The following is a 24,046-nucleotide window of genomic DNA, read 5'->3' on the forward strand; positions in this document are numbered from 1 at the left end:
AAGGGATCCGAGACGAGGTCGGACCGACGACGGGGGACTACCGCGAGCCGATCACCAGCGCCGCGACCATGAACGCGATCACGACCAGCGAGATCGCGCAGCCCAGGATGACCTGGTTGCGCATCGACATGGGTGCGTAGGGATCTTTGTACTCGTAGCGGTACACGACCTTGGCCGGCTCGATCGCAGGCGGCTGCGGCGTCGTGCTCGGTGCCGGAGCCCATTCACTTGAGCGGACCTCGAAGGACGGATCGGCCGCCGTATTCGAAGTATTGGCATTGTTCACGCCCGTAATCATGCCTAACCGGTAGGTGAGTTGTCATACAAATGCGTGTCGTCCGATTAGTGGAAATTCGTGCCGCAGAGCGCATCTGAATACGTCGACAATTAGATGGGACGATCGTACATGTATGTCAATTGACCCAAATGGCGATTCATTTCCAGGCGAAAACGGGCTGTTCGAAACCGTCGACCCGGGTCTGCCGATCCCGCAGAACCACCTCCGCGAACTGGTAGATCACCGCTGCGGTCGGCGCATGCACCAGCGATTCGACGATGGGTAGTTGAATCACCGGACGATCCGATTGCGGGATGTTCAGAAACCGCGGCTCCACGGCCAATTCCTGGAAGGTCACGAAGAACAGCTGCGCCACCTCGGCCGGATTCGGCGTCGGCTCCTGATACTCCTCGGCCCAGCAGACGATCGGGGTGATCACGAAACCGGACCGGGTCGGATAGTCGTCGAGTGTCCCGAGCACCGAGCCGGGCGACAACTGCACACCGAGCTCCTCGTCGAGCTCCCGCAGCCCCGCGGTGATGTGGTCCTCCCCCGGGTCGAGCCGGCCACCGGGAAGCGCGAACTGGGCCGCGTGGCGACGCATCGTAGGCGGTCGCTTGCACAGCCAGATGCCCTGTCGGCCGTCCTTCTCCGCCACCGCCAGCACGACAGCCGCTGCCGCCGATCCGGGGACGTCGACGGTCCGGTGCTGAAATCGTTCGACCCGTTCGGCCGCCACTGCCCGCTCGAGGTGAGTCACACCCTCAGTTCATCACGCCTGTCGTTCGACGCCGTGACGGCCTGCGCCAGGTGGTAGCCGAGCACGCTGAGTGTGAACAGACCGATGGCCACGTTCAGCAATGCCCCGAAGCCCTCCATCGCGAAGTCCACCAGGGCGTTGCTGAGCATGAACACCAGCGCCGCGATGCGCAGTGTCCGCAACGGCCAGATGCCCGCCAGACCCCGCCGGCGCGCCACCATCGCAGGTAGGGCCATGACGAAGACCACGATGCCGCTGATGAAGAGAATCCAGGTGGCCGGAGCGTTGTCCGCGAGCTCGAGGTAGAAGTCGACGTCGTCCGAACGATGTTCGGGGAAGACGAAACTCAACGCGCCGACGACCACCGCGAGCCCCGACGCCACCACGAGGCCCCAACCGACGATCGACACCCACCGTGGGCTGCGGAAGAAGTCCGGGATCAGTCCCACGGCCCGACCCCGCAGGATCATCAGCCGATCCGGCGTACCTCTGCTCGATTCCAGCAGGGCGCGCACGTTGGCGATGGTGGCGGCGTCGAAGCCGTTCGTCTCGGCGACGACGAGAAAATCCTCGGCCAACTGTCGACGACGCTCCGGGAGCCCGTGTGCGACACCTTCGGCTGCGATCGACGCCGCGTTGGCGAGCGCCTCGGCACCTGTGGGCGGTTTGAGGTCGCGGACGATACGACTGGCCAGGAGGACCAGGACCACGAGGACGTACATGATCTCCGGGGCCGGCCCGTAGAAGTAGTCGTTGTCGCGGGTGACGAACTTGCCGACTTCGTCTAGGAACAACCCGAAACCTATACCGCCCACGATGACCGCGGTGACACGCGCGTTGGCACCCAGGAACAGCCACCCGATGACGAGCGCCACCATCATGAGCGCCCCGCCCCACAGCGCGTGCGCGATGTGCAGGGTGCCGTTGCCGACCTGGGGGTAGCCGGTCAGCTCGAGATACAGGCGGGTGATGAGGATGGTGGCGATCGCGATGATGAGGAACCATTCGACGGCCGCGGTGCCGTGGGCGCTGCGGACGATCACCGAAGTGGTGCGAGTTCTCATGAAGTGAGTATTGCGGGTCGACGACCCGGCACCACGACAAACACTGCGGGTGGCACGAAACAAACGAGACCGCACCGCGACAAGCCGATTTGCTCGGCTCGTCGCGGTGCGGTCGTCGTTGCTTCTCAGGCCTCGAGCAGATCGGGGTCTAGGTCCCGTCCACCTGCCGGGCTGCCGATGCCGCGGATACCGAAACCGCTGTCCGCCCAGAGGCATTCACCGGTCACGACGCGTGCTGCGTCGGACGCCAGGTAGACGAAACCCTCGGCATAGTCGCTGGGCTCGGGGATGAAGCCGAGCGGAATGACCTCCTCGGCGCCGGGCAGCACCGCGTCGAGCGGTTCCTGGCCCAGGGCGGCGAGGCCTTCCATCTTCGTCCGGGCCACGCCGATGGCGACGCCGTTCACGCGGACCTTCGGCGCGAACTCGAACGCCAGTCCACGCACGATGCCCAGGTTGGCGTGCTTCGTGGACACGTAGAGCGTGCCGTCGTCGACGGCGCGGTAGCTGGCGATGGAACACGAGAAGATCATGTTGCCGCCGGTGCGCAGCAGGGCGGGCAGTGCCGCGCGGGCACCGAGCAGGTAGCCCTTGACGTTGATCGCGTAGATCTCGTCGATCGCCGCCTCGAGCTTGTCGAGCGGGACCTCGGCGAGGGAGAGATTGCCCGCTCCGACACCTGCGTTGCCCACGAAGACGTCCAGCTTGCCGAAGGCCTTCACGGCCTCGTCGACGGCGCGCTGGTTGTCGGCGAGGTTCTCCACCGACCCCAGCGTGGTGACCACGTTGTCGCCGAACGTCTCCGCCAGCTCGCCCAGGCGTTCTGCGTCGCGGTCGAGCACGGCGACCTTCGCGCCGGCCTCGACGTAACCCTCGACGACCGCACGCCCGATCCCGCCTGCACCGCCGGTGACGAGTGCGACCTTTCCGTCCAGTGTTGCCATGTGCTCGTTCCTCTCAGGCACTGACCGCGCCTCCGTTGATGTCGATGACCGCGCCGGTGGTGAAACTCCCCTGCTCCGATGCCAGGAAGGGCACCGCCGCAGCGATCTCACCGGGACGACCGAGCCGGCCGACCGCGATACCCGACGCGATCGACTCCTCGGTGACCCCGGACGCTTCGAAGTACTCGCCGAGATGTTCGGTCTTGATCGTCCCGGGATTGATGACGTTGGCGGTGACCCCGTGGGATGCGACCTCCGCCGCCAGTTGTTTGGTGAACCCGACCAGACCGGACTTGGCGGCCACGTATCCGATCGCGTTACCCAGTTGCGGTGCCGCGACGACCACCGAGCCGATGTTGATGATCCGACCCCACTTGCGGTCGATCATCTGCGGCAGCACGGCCTGGCAGAGCAGGAACGGAACGGTCAGATTGAGATGGAGCTGTTGATTCCACTCGTCTTCCGTCGACGTCAGGGTGTCCACGACGTCGGTGAAACCGCCCGCGTTGTTGACCAGGATGTCGACCTTCGGCGCCGCGCCGACGAGTGCGGCCCGGCCGGCCTCGGTGGTGAGGTCCGCGGCGCATCCGTACACGCGTCCCGGCGCGATCTGTTCCAGGCGTTGCTGCAGGTCGCCGAACTGGGCCGGGTTCCGACCGCCGACGACGACCGACGCACCATGTTCGAGCAGGGCGGTCGCGATGGCGAAGCCGATGCCGCGGCGGGCACCGGTCACCAGGGCGACGCGCCCCTCGAGATCAGTTGTCGCCATCGCGGCGCACACGTCCGCCGGGCTTGCCGATACCGCGGATCGACAGACCGCTGTCGACCGAGACCATCGTGCCGGTCATCGCGGCGGTGCCGACGCGCGAGGCCAGCAGGGTGAACACCTCGTTGTAGGCGTCCACACCCGAGACCTCCTGCAGCGGAAGCGCTTCGCGGGTTCCGTCGAGGACCGAGTCGGCTGCGGCCTGCCCCAGCGATCCGGTGCCCTTGAGGCGCGTGGGTGCGACGCCCGGCGCCACGCCGTTGACGCGAACGTCCGGTGCGAGTTCGTAGGCGAGCTGCTTGACCAGACCCAGAACCGCATGCTTCGACGCGGTGTAGAGCGCACCACCACCGCCGGCGTTCGAGCTCGCGTACGACCCGGTCAGGATGGCGTTGCCCTGCGACTTGATGAGCTCGTCGAGGCAGGCCCGCACACCCAGCATCGGCGCCAGGACGTTGACTCCGAAGAGTTCGCCGAAGGCCGCACCCAGACGATCACCGGGGATGTCCTCGAGCGGGCGGGCGGCGTCGGTGATCCCGGCGTTACCGACGAAGACGTCGATCTTGCCCCAGGCCTCCGTGGCGGCATTGGCCGCCGCGAGGTTGCCCTCCCAGGTGCTCACGTCGGCGACGAGCGGAATGACCTTGTCACCGAACTCATCTCGCAGACTCTCCACGGCGGAGGAGATGTCGACGGCGACGACCCGCGCGCCCTCGTTGATGTAGCGCGACACGACCGACCGGCCGATACCCGCGCCCGCGCCGGTGAACACGATGACCTGATCGCTCAGAGCACTCATTTTGTTTGCCTTTCTCTCATTGCTTCGATCCACCGCCCGTACGCGTTGGCGCTCCGAGACAGAACGCCTCGCCACATGCATGGCGAGGCGTTCCTTCTTCGTCCGTCAGGCGGACCGTTGTGTCGCGGAAACCCCTACCGGGCAATGCATTTCGTTGATTCTAGCAGTCCCGGACCGGGCCACTTCCGGCGCCCCGTCGTCAGTTCCCGAGACCGGATCCGACAGTCGTACTGTCCTTCTCGTCTCGCTTCGACGCCACCAGGTAACCCACGGCGTAGAGGACGATGGACGAGAACAAGACGACCAGCTGCGCCGACTGGTTCCAGATCGCCGGAACCGTGGAGCTCTCCAGCAGGATGACACCCACGATCGACGGCACGATCCAGGCGATCAGACCCCAGCCCAGGCGGGGCAACCGCGCGTCGTCGACCTTCGGCCCGAAGGCGCGGTCGCGGGCGTTCAGGGCGAAGTGGGTGAGGACGACACCGACCCAGCCCACGACGAACACGCCCTGCCAATTCAGCGCGGTCTGCACGTAGCTGAACACGTCGGTCAGCATGAGCAGGAAGACCACAACCGCCACGGCAGCCACCCACGCCGCATGCGGCAGGCGGATCTTGGTGAAGGTGCTGAGGATTCGCTCGAAGTTCGTCGTCGACTGGTAGTAGTTCAGGGTGTTCACGCGGGTCTGCGAGATGACGATGAACAGCAGGCCGAAGAGTCCAGCGCTCATGAGGACTGCCTGGACGACACCGATCTCCGACGCCGGCTCGGTCGGCAGGGCCACCTGCACCAGGAAGATGCCGGCCACGCCGTTGATGATGAACAGCACAGCGTAGAAGACCCAGCCGAAGGTGACGTTCTCGTGGAACCGTTCGTCTTCCTTCTTCGCGAATCGTGCGAAGTCGACGGTGGTCGGCATCGTGATGAGGATGCCCAGGTAGAGGACCACACCCAGCAGCCAACCGGGCAGCGCACGGCCCTCGTCGGGGACGACGCCCTCGAAGCTCGTCCACGATCCGGAGTCGAACTTCACTGCTGCAGCGACGATGACGACGATCAGACCGATGAAGTAGAACGGCAAGAGGTATCCGTTCAGCTTCGCCATCCAGTCCTGGACGCGCCCCAGCATGAGCGGCAGCATGCCGAGCACCACCACGGCGTACCAGATCCGGATGTCGCCGGCCTCGAAGTACACCTGGAACGCGACCGCGAGCGTGCTGCTCTCGAAGATCGCGTAGTAGAGCACGGTCGCCGCCACCAGCAGTGCGGTGAGGGTCGCACCCCAGCGTCCGAAGATCGCCTTCGTGAGCATGGTGGTGTTGAGTCCGTAGCGGATTCCGAGGCGGGTCATGACGATGCTGACGGCACCGTAGAGGACCGTCGACACCACGACGGCGATGATCGCGTTCACGGTTCCGTACAGGCTGGCCGCGAGTGCGCCGTAGAAGAGCCAGACCATCGCCGACAACAGGGACCAGTACGACATGGTCACCTGCCAACGACCCAGCCGCATGGAGTTCGGGACCGCGGCGGTACTGAAGTTGGCGTCCGAACCCTCGTGTTCCGAGTGTTCGGTGGGGGGACTTGCCGGCAAAGCTGGCATCGATTACCTCCGGTTTTGCACACAGTTTTGAATACAGTGCGATCAGTGTGTACGAAGGACCCGCCCGAGGTAAGTCTTTCGTGTAACAGTTGCGTTACACCTCACGCCCTGATTGCGACTTCCCCTGGCGCGCAACGCCGCCGAGGTTCCCACTGAGTCGGATCGAGTTAGGAAAGCCTTGTCATCCGGCACGTTTTTGATACTTTGGGGACAATGTTGAATACAGTCGGCAACGCCGGCAGAAAGGCGGGGCGAGTGGCCAGCAGTCCGAAGACGCGGTCCGGAACAACGGTTGATGAACTCTGCACCGCACTTCGGGATCGCATCGTCGCCGGCAAGTACTTCCCCGGGCAGCGCATGTCGCAGGAACAACTGGCGGCGGAGTTCAAGGTCAGCCGCACCCCGCTTCGCGAGGCGTTCCAACGCCTGGAGGCCGACGGGCTCCTGGTCTCGACCGCCAACCGCGGCGTCCACGTCGCCCCGATCGTCAATTCCGAGACCGAACAGAGTTACGCCCTGCGCATCCTGCTCGAGCCGCCGACCGTCGCCGCGGTGCTCGAGTCGCTGTCCGACGCCGACATCGACCAGATGCAGACGGCGTTGCGCGACATGCGCGACCACCGCGATCACAGCAGGAGGTTCCAAGAGGCACATCTGGCGTTCCACGACGTGATCCGCGTCCGCTACCCGAAGTCCTTCGCGGACCTCACGCAGAACCTGTACACCATGATCTACCGGCATCAGAGCGTGTACCTCTCGCATCACCGGGCACCGGAGGACTTCATCGAGCTCGATCAAGACCTCCTCGACGCGATCACCGAGCGCCGCACGGGCTCGGCCCGTCGCGTGCTGGAATTCCATCTCATCGATGCGGCGCTGGGACTCGTCCTCGATGCCGATCCCGACCACGAGTTCGATTCCCTGCTCGTCGCGCTCAAGGGCCGCGACATCGTCCTCGAGCACGACGACGCGGGCCGTGTTCCCCGGCCCGCACGTATCTACTGGCTCGACCACGACGAGGTCCTGCCGGAACGGACGACGTCGAACCTGATCCTCACCTACGCACCCAAATGACAAACCGCGGTCCCCGGTTCGCACCGGGGACCGCGGCTTTCGTCTGTCAGGGAGCGAGCAACGCACCGGCACGCGGCACGACCGGGTCGAGACCCAGCCGGTTGAGAATCCGCCACGTGGTGGCCGCGGACGCGGTGAGCACCGGGATGTCGAACTGCTGCTGCACGGTGTCGAGCACCGGCAGCGACGGCATCTGCACACATGCGCTGAGCACCAACGCATCTGCGTCGCTGGTGTCGACCTTCTTGACGTGCTCGATCAGGTTCTCGGGGTTCAGTCGCCCGACCTCGAGGTTGTCGGCGACCTCCAGGCTGAGCGAATCGACCACGGTGAACCCCTCGTGGGCGATGTACTCGCACACCGTCTCGGTCAGCGGCTTCATGTACGGGGTCACGACCGCGATCTTCTTGACCCCGAGATGGGTCAGGGCCTCGGTCAGGGCACCGGCCGAGGACAGGACCGGGATGTCCTCCCCGCTCTCCTCCTTGGCCACCTGGGCGAGCTTCGGTTCGGCGCACGTGTGGTAGCGCAGGCCCTGCGACATGATCGCGACCAGGCAGGCGTAGGCCATCACGTCGACGCGGGCGTCGGCCAACTCCGCCGCGCACCGCAGCGAGTCGTTGTCCATCGCGGTCAACTCTTCCGGCGTCACCTTCTTCATGCGCATGCGCGAGGAATGGAAGGTGAACCGTTCGGGCCGGATCTCCTCGCGAGCGCGAAGCATCGCCGGGATCTCGGTCTCCATCGTGGTGTTGGAGCTCGGAACGATCATCCCGATGCGGTAGTTGTTCGTCATAATGCCTGCCTAACAAAATAATTCATTACGGACCGACCCCGGCGGGCCGGCATGAACTGGATTGCCCGGGCCTCAGACGACGCGCAGGTGCGTCGTCTCGAGTTCCCGGACCACATCCGTCGTGGGATGACGCCACGAGATCTGGGCTTGCCGCCCCGCCCGCAGATCGTCGAGACCGCCGAGTCCGAACGCCTGCCCGCGGATCGCGATCGGCAGCGAGCAGAAGCGATGGCCCGGATCGCCGGTGGCGATCACGCCCAACGCGGTGTCGAGCAGATGGAACGTGAGGACGTCCCGGGCCGAGCCGGCGTCACCGGCCTCGACGGCCTCGAGGAACTTCCTGTCGGTCACCATCACGTCGGAGACGGCGACCGGACGGGAGAAGTACAGGCGCTGATGCCGATCGATCTGGGTCAGCTGCGATTCGATCATCGTCTCGACCCCGGGCGGACACCGCTTCAGGAGTGCACGGTGGAAGTCCCAGTGGGCCAACTGAAATGTCCGCGAGCTCAGGTCGTTCTTCCCCATGGCCGCCAGGGCCTGTCGCATCTCGTCGAGATCCGCAGGGGTGACCCGCCCGAGGATCGCCGACACCACCGCGGGCTCGACGAGGAGCCGCAGCGCGTAGGACGCCTCGAGATCAGCGAGGTCGATCGGCGCCACCACCACTCCGCGATTCGCCTGGCTGACCACGAGGCCTTCGGCCTCGAGTCGCTGCAGCGCCTCGCGGAGTGGCGTACGGGAGAGTTCGAGCTCGCGCGCCAGTTGCACCTGCGAGAACGCGAATCCCGGTTCATACGAGCCGGAGACTATGCGTTCACGGAGTGCCTGGTACGCGGTCTCGACGGCGCTACCCCGAGCGCCCACCGATGTCACGCATCCTCGGACCCCAGACGGGTGGCGATCAGGTGGGTGAAGAACTCCGGCGTCTGCTCGGCCAGCACCTCGAGCGCCATCGCGTCGAGGAGGACTGTCGCGTCCGTCTTGGGGACGTACAGCTGGAGCCGAGCCCCGTTGCGTGTCCACACCTTTCGGAACTGGACACCGGCGAACTCGTTGCCGATGCCGTCCCATTCCTCCGCGCGCTCGACGCCGGTCGGCAGCTGCGCTGCGACCGACTCCTGGCCTGCGATGCCTTCGTCACTCATGCGTTCACTCCTACCGTCCGGCTCGTCACCGAGATGACCTTCGGTTCCGAACCATAGATCTCCGGACCGCGGACACCCCGCAGCACCGAGAGCTTCGCGCGTGCCGCTTCCACGGCGTCGAGGTCCAGCGTGACCACCTCGACCGCCGCCGGGCTCTCGCCCAGATCGGCCATGACCTCGCCCCACGGGGAGACGGCGAGCGCATGACCGTAGGTCGGGAACGCGTCGGTGTACTCCGGCGACGGCGAACGCACCGTGGCCGGTGCGACGACGTACGCCAGGTTCTCGATCGCCCGCGCCCGCAACAGGGTGTGCCAGTGGGCTTCCCCGGTCGACTGGACGAAAGCGGCAGGCACCAGCAGGACCTCGGCGCCGGCGAGCGCGAGCGCCCGGAACAACTCCGGGAAGCGCACGTCGTAGCAGATGGTCAATCCGACACGCACGCCGTCGATGTCGAGCACGGCCAGCTCCGACCCCGGCTTCTCCACCGACGACGCCTCGAAGGACTGGCCCCCGATGTTCGCGTCGAACAGGTGCAGCTTGTCGTATCGACCGGCGACGGTCCCGTCGGAGTCGATCACGATGGCGGAGTTGACGACCCCGTCGGCGGTCTGGTTCTTCATGCCGCCGACGATCACCGACACCCCGCGCCGCGCGGCCACCTCGGCCAGCGCCGCGATGGCCGGGCCGTCCTCGGTGAACGCCGAGGCACGCATCTGGACGTTCGAGCCGAGCATCAGGCCGTTCTCCGGCAGCACGACCAACGCCGCGCCCCCGTCCGCCGCCTGCTCGACCAGCGAGACGGCGACGGCGAGGTTGGCGTCGATGTCGGTGGTGGCGTGCCACTGCGTCAGGCCGACCTTGAGCGACCGTCCCGTCGTCTCCGTCATGACGAGACGCCTGCGGCGCTGTTCGCGGCCGCAGCCTTCGCAGCCGCCGCGTCGAGGTCCATGTTCACCACGGTCCAGCCGCCGCCGGAGGCCTCCATCGGCTCGTAGCTGTACACGTCGCCGAACACACCCGGACCGGTGATGCCGAGCATGATCATCCAGTTCATGATCTCGTACTGGCCGTGTGCGAGAAGCGGATACGGCTCGAGCGAGCACATGTCCAGACCGCGTCCGGTCGCCAGCAGCTTCAGCAGGTAGGTGTCGAACTCGACGTCGACGCCGCCGAAGTGGCCGGGGTCGAGCCAGTGCGACAGGCCACCGGTGGCCAGGACCGCGACCTTGAGACCGGAGTTCTCGATCGCGTCGCGCATCGCCACACCGAACTCGCGTGCGTTGAACGGCGAGAACGAGCGGGCCGGCTGGGTGATGATCGGGATGACCGGCAGGTCCGGCCGCGGCAGCAGCAGTCGCAGCGGGACGATGAGCCCGTGGTCGAGCTCGACCTTCTGTGCCTCTTCGACTTCCAGCCCGTGAGCGCGGACGACGCGGGCCAGCTCGGTGGCGAACTCGCGGTGACCGGTCAGCTGCAGATCGAGATCGGGGCGCTTGAAGAACTCCATCGAGCCGACGTGCTCGTCGCCGACACCCAGGACGAAATGCCCGGTGTTGAAGCTCTGGAAGTGGCAGTCGGCCGACACCAGGATGACGTCGGGATCGGCGGCCGCGATGTCACGGGCGAGCTTCTCGTAGCCGGCGAGCAGACGCTCGACGGCCTCCGGCGGGTCGATCTCGGGACGGGCCAGCAGGTCCGGCACATGCGAACAGCCACCGGCGAACACGAGGTTGCGCGGCAGGTCCGGCGTCGGGACCGGGATGCTGTCGTCGACGATGAAACCGCCGGTGCTCGCGGCGTCGCCGAGGTCATCGTTGAACCAGCGGCTGACCAGGATGGTGACACCGTCGTTGAGACCGATGGCACGCAGCCGGTCGCGGTTGCCGGACAGGATGGTCTCGGCCCATTCGGCGTCGATGCCCAGCAGTTCCGGCGCCCGCTCGGGGCTGGCCTTCACCGATGCGAGAAGGTCGGTGTCCTTGGCCATCTCGAGGATGGCGCGCTCGATGGAGCTCTTGTCGACACTCATTCGCTGACCAGCTTTCCGTCCCGGACCACGGCGACGCCGTCGATCTCGACCGTGCAGTTGCGCATCGGCACGTCGAGGTGTGCCGGGGTCTCGCGGTTGGCGAACCGGTTGGAACCGGTCGACCACATGAAGTTGCCTGCGGTGGAACGCAGTTCCTGGCCGTACAGCGAGCGCGGGTCGTAGACGTCGAACGCCGACCAGCGGGCACGCTCGAGCAGGCCCCAGCCCATGTGGCTCAGTGCCCACACCTCGCTGTCGTTCCATGCCTCGAAGTAGTCGCGCAGCACGTGTGCGTCGGCACCGTCGCCCTTGATCTCCTGGATGAAGCCCTTCTCGACCTCGATGGTCACGGTGTCGCGGACGTAGCGCTGCCACGGGATCAGGGCGTCGCCCGGCTGCAGGACGATGCGGCCCTCGGCGGTGCGGTCGTTCGGGAAGCAGGCGACGAAGCCGGACGGCCAGTGGTCCCAGCGACCCGGCTCGTCGACGTAGCCCCACTGGTGGGTGATCGGCAGGTTCTCGCCGGAGATGTCCGCGGTCAGGTCGGTGCCGGCCGCGCTGGTCACGTGCAGGGTGCTGCCGGCACGGAGCTTGTTGCCGCCGTTCTCCACGGCCTCGCGCAGTTCGATGTTGCCGGCGAGACGCTCGAGGACGTCGTTGGGCTCGGCGACGAACAGCATCCGCTTGCCGTTGCCGGTGATGCGGGTACGAACGTCGGAGTGGATGAGGCCACCGACGGTGACGTCGATGACGATGTCGCACTCGCCGGCCGCGGCCAGCAGCGGGGCGACCTCACGGCCGTCCGCCTCGTAGGGCGGCAGGTTCGGATTCGACAGACTCGATGCGTGCAGGACGAGAGCGCTGGCGCCGAGCTGACGTGCGGCGGCGACCGCGGCGGAGACATACTCCTCCTTCTGGCCGAGCTCGGCGATGATGCCGACGGTCTCGGATGCGGTCACCTTGCAGAGCTTGAACTGCTCGACGAAGTTCTCGGTCAGGGTCTTCGGCATTTCTGGATTCCTCTGTTCGACGTTCGGTCAGATGTTCTGTGTTGTTGACGAATTCGCGGGGTTCGTCAGTGAGCGGCGCGGACCGCTCCCCCATCGACGGCGACGGCGTTGCCGGTCATGAAGGACGCCCGCGGCGACACGACGAAGGCGATGGTGTCGGCGATCTCGGCGGCCTCGGCCCAGCGGCCGAGCGGGATGTCCTTGACGATCTTCTCGATCTCCTGATCGACGGTGGTGCCGTTGCCGGCCGACTTCGACTCGACGATGTTCTTCATCCGGTCGGTGCCGGTGGCGCCGGGCATCACCTGGTTGACCCGCACACCGAAGGGGGCCAGTTCGGTGGCGAGCGACTTCATGAACGCCGACGCCGCCGAGCGGTACGAAGCCGAGAGCACGCCGCCGGGCGCCGGCTGGCGGACCCAGGTCGACGAGATCAGCACGATCGCACCCGACTTCTGCTCCCGCATCTGCCGTCCGGCGTCGAGCGCCAGCTGGACCACCGGACGCAGCAGCGTGTCGTGCGCGGCTTCCCAGTCCTCCCAGGTGGAGTCGAGCACGGGCGTGATCTTGGGGCCGGGGGTGTTGAGGACGACGACGTCGAGACTCCCGTACTGCTCCACGATCTCCTCGACGAGGCCGGCGGTGGCCCCGCTCTCGGAGAGGTCGGCCTGCCAGGGCACGATCTGTCCGTCGTCGAACTTCTCCGGCTCGCCTCCGCTACGCGAGAGAGCGATCACCGTCATTCCCTCGGTGGCCAGACGTTCGGCGGTCGCCCGGCCGATACCCCGGGAGGCTGCCGTGACGAGTGCAACCCCGTTGTCCAAACCCAAATACACCGATGACTCCTTTGTTGATGTTCGCTCGCTGTCGGCGACGGCTTCCGCCGGTGCCGGTCAGGAGATCTCGCGGATCGCCTGCTCGGCGCAGAGCGAGATCGCCCGTCGCGCATTGCCTTCGTCGCCGGCGGGGACGGTTCCGTCACCCTCTACCGACGCATAACCCCATTCGTCCGACCGGAAGACCGACGGGCACATGTCGAAACACGTTCCGTAGCCGTCACATTTGGTTGCATCGACCGCAACTCGCATCACCGGTCTCCCTTCTCGGCGCCTTCACGGCGGGTCAGTTCCAGCCCCGCACTGCGGGCCAGTGCGGAGGCTCCGTCGATGAAGCTGCAGGCACCTCGACCGCTGAGTGTCGAGCCCCACCTCATCAACTTCTCGGTGGCGTCCGGCTGGGCGACACCGCGGCTGATCTGGCGCAGGGTCCGGGCGATGGCACCGGTTCCGCTGACGCAGACGCCGCACTGCTTGGCCGACTCCATCTGGTACCAGGCGGCCAGTTCGGTGGCCGTCTCCAGAACGTCGTCCTCGGGGCCCAGCACGGTCACCGCCGCGCAGCCCAGTCCGCCGCCCGCCGCCGCGAACGCGTCGTAACAGCACGGCAGCGCGACCGCCGAGGCGTCCAGGACACCGCCGAACCAGCCACCGACGAGCAGACCCCTGACGTTCTCGACCGAGCCGCCCGCGGCGGTGATCAGGTCGGAGACGGGCCGGCCCAGTTCCATCTCGTAGACGCCGGGCCGTTCGAGGTCGCCGGTGACGGTGAACAGCGCGGTCCCCTTGGCGGTCTGCGTTCCGACCGAGGCGAATTCGGCTCCACCGTGGATGCGGATCCAGGCCGCGTGCGCCAGCGACTCGACGTTGTTGATCAGCGTCGGCAGACCACGGACACCCGCTTCGAAGGGCCGCGGCGGCTTGCTGGTCGGCAACGCCGGACCACCGTTGATCGCCTGGCAGATCGCCGATTCCTCACCGGCGACGTAGCTCATGCTGGTCCGGAACACCCGCAGGGTGAGCCCCTCCGGCACCAGGCCGGCCTGGTCGAGGTCGGCGATCGCGGCCTCGACCGACGACGCCGCATCCTCGTGGGACACACAGACGATGGCCTCCGACGCACCGACGGTGGCCGCCGCGATCAGCAGGCCGTCGAGGACCAGGTGCGGACGGCGCGTCAGCAGCCAGCGGTCCTTCGACGAGGCCGGCTCGCCCTCGTGTCCGTTGGCGACCACGACGCAGTCGCCGGGTGCCGCGGCCACGGTGCTCCACTTGCGGAAGACCGGGAAGCCCGCTCCGCCGCGTCCGCGCAGACCGGAGATCTCCAGTTCATGCAGTATGACGTCGCGTTCGACCGGCCCGGCGAAGGCGCCGAGGCGGCGTTCGTCGTCCAGTCCCCAGCCGTCCTGCTCCACGCCCGGCACGACCAGACGCGCCCGCGTCCCGTCGACGACCTCGGCAGGCGGAATGATGTCGGCGGCGCGATACAAGACGGGCCGTAAAGTTGTTGTCATCCCACGCTCCTGACCATTCGAATTGCTTCCTGCACGTCAATGACGTCGCCGTACTTGGCGTCGATGTCCAGCAGCGAGGCGTCGTGCGGCGCCGCTTCCCGGTCGCCGACGCATTCCCGCACCACGAAGGTGGGGAAATCGGCGGCGCAGGCATCGACTGCTGTTGCCCGGACACATCCGGATGTCGTTGCACCCGTGACGATCACGCTGTCGGCACCCAGCTCCCGCAGCAGCTCGGCGAGCCCGGTGTAGGCGAACGCCGAGGCGGTCTGCTTGACCACCAGGTGTTCGCCCTCGCGCATCCCGAGCCGCGAGTCGATCTCCACCGGTCGCGTCCCTTCGCGCAGTTCCTTCATCGCCGGCATCTTCTGCAGCCAGGTGCCGCCGATGCCGTCGTTGTCGACGGGAAACGCGATGGTGGTGAAGATGATCGGCACACCGGCCGCGCGGGCGGCGGCGAGCAGATCGTTCGTCGCATCGACCACCGCGTCGAGGTCGCAGCCGGGGCCGTACTGCGGTTCGGTGAACCCGAACTGCAGGTCGACGACCACCACGGCGGGCGAGGTGCCCGGCGTCAGCCGGCCGAGGAGGCCACCGCGCCGGTAGCGTTCACGCAACTGCGATTCCGCTTCGGCGGCAGCGGTTTCGGTGCCGGCGGAGTCAGCGGTGGCGAGGTCGGCGCTCAAAACTCGAACTCCGGCCACTCCCCCGGCTCGGCCCGCATCATGTCGGCGTAGAAGCTGTACATGTTGCGCTGCACGCCTTCCTCGTACCGGGTCCAGAAGACCTTTCCGGGGCCGGGCCAGTCGTCGGGGTCCACCTCGGTGGCGATGCCGACACCGGGCATGCCCATCTGGTAGTTCAGGTCGAAGTCGAGCAGTTCGGCGGCCACCGAGCTGCCGTTCTTGGCCACGGTCAGCCACGGCTCGGTGTCGTCCATCTCGAAGGCACCGCCGAGCGAGAACGTGCCCAGGCCGGCACGGTAGGTGCGGTCCTTCTGCTCCGGGGTCATGTTCTTGTAGCCGATGAAGTAGTTCCAGATCTCGATCTGGCCCGGGCCCTTGGGCTGCCAGGTGCGGATCGTGAGCACACCGGTCGGCGCGTGGTTGGCGCCGTCCTCGGTCATCGGCAGGGCGAGGATCGAGAAGTTCGGGAAGACGTTGCCCACGAAAACGCGTGAGCGACGGGCGACCTCGAGCTGCTCGGGGCTGATGTCGGAGCCCTTGAAGGTGGCCGCGAGGTCCTCCGGGAAACCGAAGAAGTTGGGGCCCGGCTCGTCGGCGTACTCGGCCATCGAGAACGACAGCGAGTGACCCGGCGAGGCCTGGATGTGGTAGCCCATCATGTTCTCGCTGAAGGGAACCGGGAACGCGCCGATGCTCCACACCGACTTGTGCAGCGTGCCGAGGTGGTAGTCGTCGCCGGAGAAGTTGTCCGCACCGGACTTCCAGTTGGCGTCGACGACGAACCGCTGCGGCGCACCGAGCACCTCGACGCCGTCCTTGTCGAGACCGAACACCAGGTCGAGGTACCAGGCCATGCCGCCGAGGTATTCCCGCAGCGGGGGCGCCGAGGCGTCGAGCGTGGCGAAGATCAGGCCGTGGAAGGACTCGACCTGCGCGGCCCTGGCCAGCCCGTTCTCCGACTTCTTCATGTTGCCGAAGGCGTTCTTCCACAGCGGGGCTCCGACGAGCTCGCCGTCGGCGGAGTAGGTCCAGCCGTGGTACGGGCAACGGAAGTGCGAGGAGTTACCGGAGTCCGAGCGGCAGATCTGGACGCCGCGGTGCCGGCAGGCGTCGAACAGGACGTTGACCTTGCCCTGCTCGTCACGGGACACGATGAACGAGTCCTCGCCGATCTTGCGCAGGACGTAGTCGCCGTTGGCGGCGATCTCCGACTCGTGGGCCATGTAGACCCAGCTGCGGCCGAAGATCTTGCGCAGTTCGGCCTGGTAGACCTCGGGGTTTCCGAAGATGGCGGACGGGATGCGGCCTTCGGGGAGACCGGCCTCGATCTCGTCCATCAGACTCTGCACCCGCGGCGACAACGCGGACTGGGCTGGTGTGGGCTTCATCAGAATGCTCCTGGGCTGGAAGAGCTGGGAAGTGGTGCTAGAAGAACAATGAGAGGTTGTGCGTACCGATGACGGTCAGATCGAGATAGACGACCCGCTTGAGCAGGCGCCATCGGCCGTCCTCACGACGCAGGATGTCGTCACGCTCGCCGGAGAGCATCTGCGGCGTGGTCTGTTCCTGACGCGTGCGGTAGATCAGCACGTTGCTCTTGACCCGCAACAGATGGTCGCCGTCTTCGTGCTCACGGGTACGGATGTTGGAGACGAAGTGACGCACGCGCGACGGCGGGTCCTCGGCCCACGCGTACTTCGTCTCACCACGGGCCACCCGTGAGTTGAGCGAGCCGAGCGTCTCGTTCAGATGAAACGTCGACTCGGTGAACCCCTTGCCACGCGCTCGTTCGACCGTCTCGCGGACGGGAACCTGATAGACGATGTCCGGGCTGACCATGGTGCTGAGCCACTCGCGCTCGTTGTAGTCGTCCAGCAGTTCGCACTCGAACATCAAGAAATCGACTGCCTCGATGTGGCGCGGGTCCGCAATGGACAGCGGCGGCTTCGATGTTGCCGGCGAGTCTTCCACCCGGAGACCTCCTCGTAACTGAATACAATTTTGGATGCATGCAGAGTCTGCATACAGTTCGCGACCCCCGCAAGGGGGCGCCGAGTTCTGTTACACGCCCGTCACAATTTTGTCTGTCGCGGACGGAATACCTCCGGAACGAATATCGGCCGAAGACTTGCGCCGCCGGAGGTTTCCCCTCATCCTAACTGTATCCAAAGCTACATACACTTTAGTTAGGTCACCCAAAGTTCGGTCGTCGCAACGTTTCTCGACCGATCCCGCCCCATGCAGTGCTCCCCCAGTCAGCCCAAACGAACCGCTACACACGCGAGGGACCCACTATGAAACCGCCTCCGTTCGACTACGTCGCCCCTTCCTCGGTCGAAGAAGTCCTCGATCTGCTCTCCGATGCTCAGGACGGTGCATCGCTCCTGGCGGGCGGCCAGAGCCTGATGCCACTGCTCAACATGAGATTCGCCCGGCCCGAGCTGATCATCGACATCAACCGCGTGGACGGCCTCGACGGCATCGTCGTGTCCGCCGACAAGGTGACCGTCGGTGCCACCGTCCGTCTGGCCACCATCGAGCACGATCCCGACGTCGCCGCGGCCCTGCCGATCCTCGCGACGGCAGCGTCCTACGTCGCCCACCCGCAGATCCGGGCCCGCACCACCATCGGCGGCACGCTCAGCCACGCGGACCCGTCCGCGGAGATGCCCACCGTCGCCGTCGCCCTCGGCGCGACGATCAACCTCCGCTCGAAGACCGGCACCCGGTCGGTATCGGCCGAGGAGTTCTTCGAGTCCACCTTCACCACCTCGAAGGAAGCCGATGAGCTGCTGGTCTCGGTGGACTTCCCGCGCGAGGCCGGCATGACCTTCGTCTACGACGAAATCTCCCGCCGCCAGGGCGATTTCCCGTTCGCCGGCCTGTGCCTGGGCCTGTCGGTGCGGGACGGCGTCGTGGCGAGTGCGCGTGCGGCCGCCGCCGGTGTCGCCGACATCCCGCAGCGCCTCCCCGCGCTCGAGGCCGCGCTCGTCGGCCGGTCCATCGCCGAGGCCACCGAAGACGCCGCGACCGCGGCCGCCGGTGAGGCCAACCCGCCCACCGACATCCACGGCACCGCCGCCTACCGGCGAGGACTCCTCCGGTCCCTCGTCCGTCGTATTTTGTCCACGCTTGACGAGGAGCAGAAATGACCGAACCGACCAAGTCGATCACGTTCACGCTGAACGGATCCGAGTGCACCAGAACGGTTCCGGTCCGCACTCTGCTGAGTGACTTCCTCCGCCACGACGAGGACCTGACCGGCACCCACGTCGGCTGCGAGCAGGGCGTCTGCGGCGCCTGCACCATCCTCGTCGACGGCACCCCGGTCCGGTCGTGCCTGATGCTGGCCGTGCAGGCCGACGGCGCGACGGTCGAGACCGTCGAATCGCTGGCCGACGAGGGCGAGCTGTCCTGCTTCCAGAAGGCGATGAAGGACGAGCACGGCCTGCAGTGCGGTTTCTGCACCCCCGGCATCCTGATGAGCGTGACCGCGGCCCAGCGTTGCGGGCGCACGGTCGAAGACACCGAGACCGAGGTTCTCGGTGGACACGTCTGCCGCTGCACCGGTTACACCGGCATCCGCTCGGCGATCCGCAAGACCTGGACGGAGGCCTCCGAATGACCCCCACGGAAACCAACCAGAACGCACTGATCGGCGCGTCGGTCCCGCGTGTCCAGGACGACCGCATGCTCGCCGGACAGGGCTGGTACGTCGACGACATCAAGGCCACCGACGCACTGCACGCCGCGGTGCTGCGCAGCCCGATCGCCGCCGGCCGCGTCACCGGCTTCGACGCCACCGAGGCCATGGCCGAGCCGTCGGTCCGCTTGGTGCTCGGCCCCGACGAGCTCGAGGCCGGCCTCGACACCCTGCCCGCGCCGTGGCTCATCCCCGGCCAGCAGGAGGTCGACTTCGTCCTGTTCGACCGGCAGATCCGCTACGTCGGCCAGCCGCTGGCCATCGTCGTCGCCGAGAGCCGCGCGGCCGCCGAGGACGCCCTGGAACTCATCGAGCTCGACTTCGAGGAGACCCAGGCGATCGTCTCCATCGAGGAGGCCCGCGCCGAGGGTGCCCCGCTGGTGCATCCCGAACTCGGCTCCAACCAGGTCGGCCAGATCCACTTCGGTGATCCCGTCGACGCCCTGGAGGAGGCCTTCGCCAAGGCGCACACGGTCATCGACCGGGTGTTCACCATCCCCCGCATCAGCCACAACTCGATGGAAGCGCGCGGCATCCTCGCCGAGTGGATTCCGGCGACCGGGCAGATGACCATCCACTCGAGCACCCAGGTGCCGCACATGGTCCGCCAGGACGTCGCCAAGGCGCTGCGCCTGCGCGCCGACCAGGTGCGCGTCGTCGCCCCCGACGTGGGTGGCGCGTTCGGGCTCAAGACGCTGCTCTTCCCCGACGAGGCGTTCGTGTGCCTGGCCGCCAAGACCCTCGGCGCCAAGATCAAGTGGATCGAGGACCGCTCCGAGGCCCTGGTGTCCAGCTACCAGGGTCGCGGCCAGCTCGACCGCGCCCGTCTCGCCCTCGACGCCGACGGCAAGTTCCTGGCCCTGCACGTCGACCTGCACGGCGATGTCGGCGCGCACTCGTGCACCGGCACCGGCGGCACCGGCCCCTTCCAGGTGTCGGGTCTGATGGTCGAGGGTCCGTACAAGTACGCCGACGCGGCCGGCGCGACGGTGACCGCCTGGTACACCAACGCCGTCCCGACCGGCGCGTACCGCGGCTACGGCATGCAGGAGGCCACCTACGTGCGTGAGCGCCTGGTGGACGAGGCCGCCCGCGTGATGGGCATCGATCCGGTGGAACTGCGTCGCCGGAACATGCTCACCGAAGAGGAGCTGCCGTTCGTCACGCGCCTGCAGATGCCGTACGACTCCGGCGACTACCCCGAGTCCCTGCAGCGTGCGGTGGCGATGGCCGAGGGCAAGAACACCACCTCGACCGACCGGGTGCGTCGCGGAATCGGCTACGCCTCGTTCACCGAGATCACCGGCTTCGCCCCCACCGCCCTCACCGAGGTCTTCGGAATCCACTGGAGCACCTGGGATTCCAGCAAGGTCCGGGTCAACGAGGACGGTTCGGTCACGGTGTTCTCGGGTCTGACCGCGATCGGTCAGGGCGTCGAGACGGCCTTCGCGCAGATCGCCGCCGACGTGCTCGAGATCCCCCTCGACCGCGTCTCGGTCCAGCTCGGTGACACCGCGGTCTCGCCGTTCGCCAACATGGCCTCGCAGGCCAGCCGCGCGCTGACCATCGGTGGTCCGGCACTGTTCGACGCCGCCACCCGGCTGCGCGACCGCATCCAGACGCTCGCCGCGAACACGCTCAAGACCGAGCGCGACAACGTCACCTTCGACGGGGACAAGTTCTCCACCCTCGACGGGTCGGCGTCGGCGACGTGGCAGGAAGTCGCCCACCGCGGCTGGATGGGCTGGGGCCGCGGCGACAGCGACAAGATCGCCCTCGAGGAGCTCGGCGAGTACGACCCGCCGAGCATCACCTACGGCTACGCCACCCACGCCGCGCAGGTCGCCGTCGACCTCGACACCGGCAAGGTCGACGTCGAGAACTACTGGCTGGTCCACGACGCCGGCGTGCTGGTCAACCCGATGATCGTCGAAGGCCAGATCGTCGGCGGCGTCGCCATGGGCTTCGGCACGGCACTGCTGGAAGAGGTCGTGTACTCCGATGCGGGACAGCCGCTGACGACCACCTACCTCGACTACCTGCTGCCGGCGTCGGAAGACATCCCCGAGATCGAGATGGAGCACACCGTCCATCCGAGCGCGATCACCCCGGGCGGCTACAAGGGTGTCGGCGAGAGCGGCACCATCCCGCCACCCGCGGCCATCGCCAACGCCGTGGCGAACGCCGTCCCGGAGATCGCCGAGAACCTGGTCGCGCTGCCCATGTCCCCGACCCGGGTGTGGACGCTGCTCGACAAGGCCGGCCTGACCCGCTGATTTGCACCAGCCATCTAGAAAAGCAAGGCAGACAACATGATTCTCGAAAACACTTTCTCGGTTCCGGCCGGAATCGACGAGGCGTGGAAATTCCTCAACGATCCCGAACGCGTCGCCCCGTGCATGCCCGGCGCCACGCTGGACTCCTTCGAAGGCGATGACATCGCCGGTCGGGTGAAGGTCAAGGTCGGCGCCATCCAGATGAGCTACAAGATGAAGGGCCGCTTCGTCGAACGCGACGACGAGAAGCACCGCCTGGTCATCGAGGGCGCCGGCAAGGAGAACCGCGGCGCGGGCACGGTCAACGCCACCGTCACCCTCACCCTGACCGAGAACGGCTCCAACACCGACGCTCTCGTCGAGACCGACCTCGCGATCACCGGCCGCCCGGCCCAGTTCGGTCGCGGCGCCCTGGAGGACATCGGCGGCAAGATCGTCAGCCAGTTCGCCAAGAACCTGGCCACCCAGTTCGACGAGCCGGCCCCGGCCGAGGAGACCGCCGCTCCGGCTGCTGCTTCGGCCACTGCGGCCCCGGCTGCGGCCGCGGCGGCGCCGAAGACCGTCGCCAAGCCGGCCGAGGCCGAGCCGCTGGACCTCGTCAGCGTCCTGGGCCCCGACCGCGACAAGGTCATCAAGGTCGCCGCCGCGGTGCTCGTCACCCTGGGCCTCGGCTTCCTCCTCGGCCGTCTCACCAAGCGCGGATAGGGGATTCGGCCATGATGCGCGACGTATTGGGGACGATCAGCCGGTGGCATGACGCAGACATCGACTGCGCGATCGCCACCGTCATCTCCTCGCAGGGATCGATACCGCTCCCCGTCGGCAGCATCATGGCCGTGTCCCGCGACGGCGCGGTCGCCGGAAGCATTTCCGGCGGCTGCGTCGAAAGCGACATCTTCCACGAGGCCCTGGACGTCCTCGACACCCGGGTGCCGGTGATCCGCACCTACGCCATCGACGACGACGAGGCCGGCTCCATCGGCTTGATGTGCGGCGGCTCGATGCGGGTTCTCGTCCACCCGGCCGGTCGCGCCGATCTGCCGGGCCTGTCGGCCATCGCCGACCCGCTGCCCGAGACCGTGCCGGTCTCCGTGGCCACCATCGTCTCGGCGGGTGAGCTCCAGGGCCGCACCATCGTGACCGTCGGCGACCAGGTCGCCGGCACCCTCGGCAATCCCCTTCTCGACGCGGAGGTCATCAAGCAGGCCCGCCGGCACCTCGAGGCCGGGTCGGCGGTCACGGTCGACATGGGCGTCACCGGCAACTGCCTCGAATCCGATCTGAGCGTGCTGATCTCGTCGACCGCGCAGCCGCCGCACCTGATGGTGTTCGGCGCCGTCGACTTCTCCCGCGCCCTCATCCGGTCGGCCAAGGCGCTGGGCTACCGGGTCACCCTGTGCGACGCCCGGCCGGTGTTCGCGACCCCCGAACGGTTCCCCGAGGCCGACGAGGTCGTCACCATGTGGCCGCACACATACCTGGAATCACAACCCATCTCGGCGTCGACGCTGATCTGCGTGCTCACCCACGACCCCAAGTTCGACGTGCCGGCGCTGACGGTCGCGCTGCGTTCCGGCGCCGGTTATGTCGGTGCGATGGGCAGCCGCCGCACCCACCACGATCGTCTCGCGCGGCTGCGCGCCGCCGGGGTCACCGACGACGAGCTCGCCCGCCTGTCCTCCCCCATCGGCCTGGACCTGGGTGCGGTGACCCCGGAGGAGACCGCGATCTCGATCCTGGCCGAGATCATCGCCCAGCGCCGCGGCGGCACCGGCAGCCCGCTCGGCCGCGTCGACGGACCGATCCACCGGTCCGTGGTGCCCGCGCTCACCCCCGGCTGAGCCGGTTTTACCCACCGCCGGCTGGGCCGGCTCATGAACCTTCTGCCCCCGGGTGTGTCTGTCCCCGGGGGCAGAATCCATTCTCGGGTGTATCAGGTTGGGGCAGTAATCATCTCGGGTTTGCCTGTTCCCGGCATAATCGGCCGTCGGGTGTGGTGCTGTCCCCCGGGCGTCAGTTCTACGGGTGTGCCTGTCCCGCTGGCGTGTCTAACCCCCGGCGAACGGGGGCATCACGTCGACGCGGGCGCCGACCTTCGTCGACAGCTCGCGGGTGAACTCGCCGTCGCCCCGGCCGTCGGCGGCGGGGCCGAGCAGGTAACCCGCCACCGCGAGGATGCGACCCAGGTCGGGGCCGTGCCGGTCGACGAGCACGGTGCGCAGTTCGCGGAGATCGGCGCGGGCGGTCAGGTGGACGACCTCCGACCGGATCCCGGTGACCGCCTCCGCCGCTGCGAAGTAGCGCACCTCAACCGCTTTCGTGCCGTCAGCCACCGATAGCTCCCATACTCCGTTGCGGGGGAACGAAGTCCGCTGCTGCGACTCCGTGTCCGGCCCATTTGTTCCACATGGCGCCACGCCACAGGTCGGCGATGTCGTCGTCGGTGGCGTTGCCGCGCAACGCCGCCCGCAGGTCGGTCTCGTCGTCGCTGAACAGACACGACCGGACGGTGCCCTCGGCGGTGAGCCGGGTGCGGTCGCAGTCCGAGCAGAACGACCGGGTGACCGAGGCGATGATGCCCACCGTCGCGGGGCCGCCGTCGACGAGCCACCGTTCGGCCGGCGCGGACGGGTCTTCCCGACCGGTCGGGGTCAGTGTGAACCGCGTGCCGAGGACGTCGAGCAGCTCCTGCGCCGACACCATCTGGTCGCGGGTCCACGTCTGGTCGGCGTCGAGGGGCATCTGTTCGATG

27 protein-coding genes are annotated in these 24,046 nt (G+C 67.2%); 6 read left to right on the top strand and 21 right to left on the bottom strand.

What is annotated here, in order from left to right; all coding sequences use genetic code 11:
• Window positions 1-37 precede the first annotated feature (37 nt).
• The 7 genes from OK17_RS13935 to OK17_RS13965 all read right to left on the bottom strand — a co-directional run bounded on the left by OK17_RS13935 (window position 38) and on the right by OK17_RS13965 (window position 6,219).
• On the bottom strand, window positions 38-286 hold the full coding sequence (locus tag OK17_RS13935) for a hypothetical protein (RefSeq protein WP_232718023.1): 249 nt from the start codon (window positions 284-286) through the stop codon (window positions 38-40).
• 148 nt (window positions 287-434) lie between these two features.
• Window positions 435-1,037, bottom strand: coding sequence for an NUDIX hydrolase (locus OK17_RS13940; RefSeq protein ID WP_232718022.1), 603 nt, complete (start codon window positions 1,035-1,037; stop codon window positions 435-437).
• Window positions 1,034-2,080, bottom strand: coding sequence for a hypothetical protein (locus tag OK17_RS13945; protein WP_461417811.1), 1,047 nt, complete (start codon window positions 2,078-2,080; stop codon window positions 1,034-1,036). Before OK17_RS13945 ends, OK17_RS13940 begins: the two co-directional genes overlap by 4 nt.
• A gap of 146 nt (window positions 2,081-2,226) precedes the next feature.
• Window positions 2,227-3,045, bottom strand: coding sequence for an SDR family oxidoreductase (locus OK17_RS13950; RefSeq protein ID WP_461417799.1), 819 nt, complete (start codon window positions 3,043-3,045; stop codon window positions 2,227-2,229).
• Between the two features lie 13 nt (window positions 3,046-3,058).
• Complete coding sequence (locus OK17_RS13955; RefSeq protein ID WP_461417800.1) at window positions 3,059-3,817, bottom strand: SDR family NAD(P)-dependent oxidoreductase; 759 nt, start codon at window positions 3,815-3,817, stop codon at window positions 3,059-3,061.
• A complete protein-coding gene (locus OK17_RS13960) occupies window positions 3,804-4,613 on the bottom strand; it encodes an SDR family NAD(P)-dependent oxidoreductase (protein ID WP_461417801.1) in 810 nt (269 codons plus the stop codon). Before OK17_RS13960 ends, OK17_RS13955 begins: the two co-directional genes overlap by 14 nt.
• A gap of 199 nt (window positions 4,614-4,812) precedes the next feature.
• Window positions 4,813-6,219, bottom strand: a complete 1,407-nt coding sequence (locus OK17_RS13965) for a purine-cytosine permease family protein (RefSeq protein WP_232718018.1) — start codon at window positions 6,217-6,219, stop codon at window positions 4,813-4,815.
• Between the two features lie 255 nt (window positions 6,220-6,474).
• On the opposite strand from OK17_RS13965, the gene OK17_RS13970 reads away from it, so the two are divergent.
• Entirely contained in the window at window positions 6,475-7,293 is an 819-nt protein-coding gene (locus OK17_RS13970; RefSeq protein ID WP_232718017.1) for a GntR family transcriptional regulator, read from the top strand.
• Between the two features lie 46 nt (window positions 7,294-7,339).
• Here the strand turns inward: OK17_RS13970 and OK17_RS13975 are convergent, their stop codons facing one another.
• The 12 genes from OK17_RS13975 to OK17_RS14030 form a co-directional block, all read right to left on the bottom strand.
• Complete coding sequence (locus OK17_RS13975; RefSeq protein ID WP_461417802.1) at window positions 7,340-8,089, bottom strand: maleate cis-trans isomerase family protein; 750 nt, start codon at window positions 8,087-8,089, stop codon at window positions 7,340-7,342.
• Between the two features lie 72 nt (window positions 8,090-8,161).
• Window positions 8,162-8,965 (bottom strand): GntR family transcriptional regulator, encoded by an 804-nt coding sequence (locus OK17_RS13980; protein ID WP_461417803.1) that lies wholly within the window; start codon window positions 8,963-8,965, stop codon window positions 8,162-8,164.
• Window positions 8,962-9,237: a hypothetical protein gene (locus tag OK17_RS13985; RefSeq protein WP_461417804.1), complete on the bottom strand. Its 276-nt coding sequence runs from the start codon at window positions 9,235-9,237 to the stop codon at window positions 8,962-8,964. The genes OK17_RS13980 and OK17_RS13985 overlap by 4 nt, the downstream gene beginning before the upstream one ends.
• Entirely contained in the window at window positions 9,234-10,127 is an 894-nt protein-coding gene (locus OK17_RS13990; protein ID WP_006865115.1) for a nitrilase-related carbon-nitrogen hydrolase, read from the bottom strand. The genes OK17_RS13985 and OK17_RS13990 overlap by 4 nt, the downstream gene beginning before the upstream one ends.
• Window positions 10,124-11,269 carry a DODA-type extradiol aromatic ring-opening family dioxygenase gene (locus OK17_RS13995; RefSeq protein WP_461417805.1) on the bottom strand — a complete coding sequence of 382 codons (1,146 nt, stop codon included), beginning with the start codon at window positions 11,267-11,269 and terminating at the stop codon, window positions 10,124-10,126. The genes OK17_RS13990 and OK17_RS13995 overlap by 4 nt, the downstream gene beginning before the upstream one ends.
• On the bottom strand, window positions 11,266-12,279 hold the full coding sequence (locus OK17_RS14000) for a M29 family metallopeptidase (protein ID WP_006865117.1): 1,014 nt from the start codon (window positions 12,277-12,279) through the stop codon (window positions 11,266-11,268). Before OK17_RS14000 ends, OK17_RS13995 begins: the two co-directional genes overlap by 4 nt.
• Before the next feature lie 65 nt (window positions 12,280-12,344).
• Window positions 12,345-13,115: an SDR family oxidoreductase gene (locus OK17_RS14005; RefSeq protein ID WP_232718013.1), complete on the bottom strand. Its 771-nt coding sequence runs from the start codon at window positions 13,113-13,115 to the stop codon at window positions 12,345-12,347.
• Between the two features lie 57 nt (window positions 13,116-13,172).
• Window positions 13,173-13,367, bottom strand: a complete 195-nt coding sequence (locus OK17_RS14010) for a ferredoxin (RefSeq protein WP_006865119.1) — start codon at window positions 13,365-13,367, stop codon at window positions 13,173-13,175.
• Window positions 13,367-14,629 carry an NADH-ubiquinone oxidoreductase-F iron-sulfur binding region domain-containing protein gene (locus OK17_RS14015; RefSeq protein ID WP_461417806.1) on the bottom strand — a complete coding sequence of 421 codons (1,263 nt, stop codon included), beginning with the start codon at window positions 14,627-14,629 and terminating at the stop codon, window positions 13,367-13,369. Before OK17_RS14015 ends, OK17_RS14010 begins: the two co-directional genes overlap by 1 nt.
• The gene (locus OK17_RS14020) at window positions 14,626-15,315 is read right to left on the bottom strand and encodes an isochorismatase family protein (protein ID WP_269785053.1); all 690 of its coding nucleotides are present in this window, start codon (window positions 15,313-15,315) and stop codon (window positions 14,626-14,628) included. Before OK17_RS14020 ends, OK17_RS14015 begins: the two co-directional genes overlap by 4 nt.
• On the bottom strand, window positions 15,312-16,703 hold the full coding sequence (locus OK17_RS14025; protein ID WP_232718010.1) for an aromatic ring-hydroxylating oxygenase subunit alpha: 1,392 nt from the start codon (window positions 16,701-16,703) through the stop codon (window positions 15,312-15,314). The genes OK17_RS14020 and OK17_RS14025 overlap by 4 nt, the downstream gene beginning before the upstream one ends.
• Window positions 16,704-16,740: 37 nt before the next feature.
• On the bottom strand, window positions 16,741-17,286 hold the full coding sequence (locus OK17_RS14030) for an aromatic-ring-hydroxylating dioxygenase subunit beta (protein WP_232718009.1): 546 nt from the start codon (window positions 17,284-17,286) through the stop codon (window positions 16,741-16,743).
• A 323-nt stretch (window positions 17,287-17,609) separates the two neighbouring features.
• Here OK17_RS14030 and OK17_RS14035 point away from each other — a divergent pair, with 323 nt between their 5' ends.
• The 5 genes from OK17_RS14035 to OK17_RS14055 are packed head-to-tail and all read left to right on the top strand — an operon-like array spanning window position 17,610 to window position 23,135.
• Window positions 17,610-18,467 (top strand): FAD binding domain-containing protein, encoded by an 858-nt coding sequence (locus OK17_RS14035; RefSeq protein ID WP_461417807.1) that lies wholly within the window; start codon window positions 17,610-17,612, stop codon window positions 18,465-18,467.
• Window positions 18,464-18,940: a (2Fe-2S)-binding protein gene (locus OK17_RS14040; RefSeq protein WP_232718007.1), complete on the top strand. Its 477-nt coding sequence runs from the start codon at window positions 18,464-18,466 to the stop codon at window positions 18,938-18,940. The genes OK17_RS14035 and OK17_RS14040 overlap by 4 nt, the downstream gene beginning before the upstream one ends.
• Window positions 18,937-21,294, top strand: a complete 2,358-nt coding sequence (locus OK17_RS14045; RefSeq protein WP_461417808.1) for a xanthine dehydrogenase family protein molybdopterin-binding subunit — start codon at window positions 18,937-18,939, stop codon at window positions 21,292-21,294. Before OK17_RS14040 ends, OK17_RS14045 begins: the two co-directional genes overlap by 4 nt.
• A 36-nt stretch (window positions 21,295-21,330) precedes the next feature.
• A complete protein-coding gene (locus OK17_RS14050; protein WP_461417809.1) occupies window positions 21,331-21,999 on the top strand; it encodes an SRPBCC family protein in 669 nt (222 codons plus the stop codon).
• A gap of 14 nt (window positions 22,000-22,013) precedes the next feature.
• Window positions 22,014-23,135: an XdhC family protein gene (locus OK17_RS14055; protein ID WP_461417812.1), complete on the top strand. Its 1,122-nt coding sequence runs from the start codon at window positions 22,014-22,016 to the stop codon at window positions 23,133-23,135.
• 207 nt (window positions 23,136-23,342) lie between these two features.
• Here the strand turns inward: OK17_RS14055 and OK17_RS14060 are convergent, their stop codons facing one another.
• Entirely contained in the window at window positions 23,343-23,627 is a 285-nt protein-coding gene (locus tag OK17_RS14060) for a MoaD/ThiS family protein (protein WP_006865129.1), read from the bottom strand.
• A partial coding sequence (locus OK17_RS14065) for a GTP 3',8-cyclase MoaA family protein (RefSeq protein ID WP_461417810.1) occupies window positions 23,620-24,046 on the bottom strand: 427 nt, incomplete at its 5' end. The genes OK17_RS14060 and OK17_RS14065, both read right to left, overlap by 8 nt.

This window comes from Gordonia sp. GN26, from assembly GCF_054823965.1.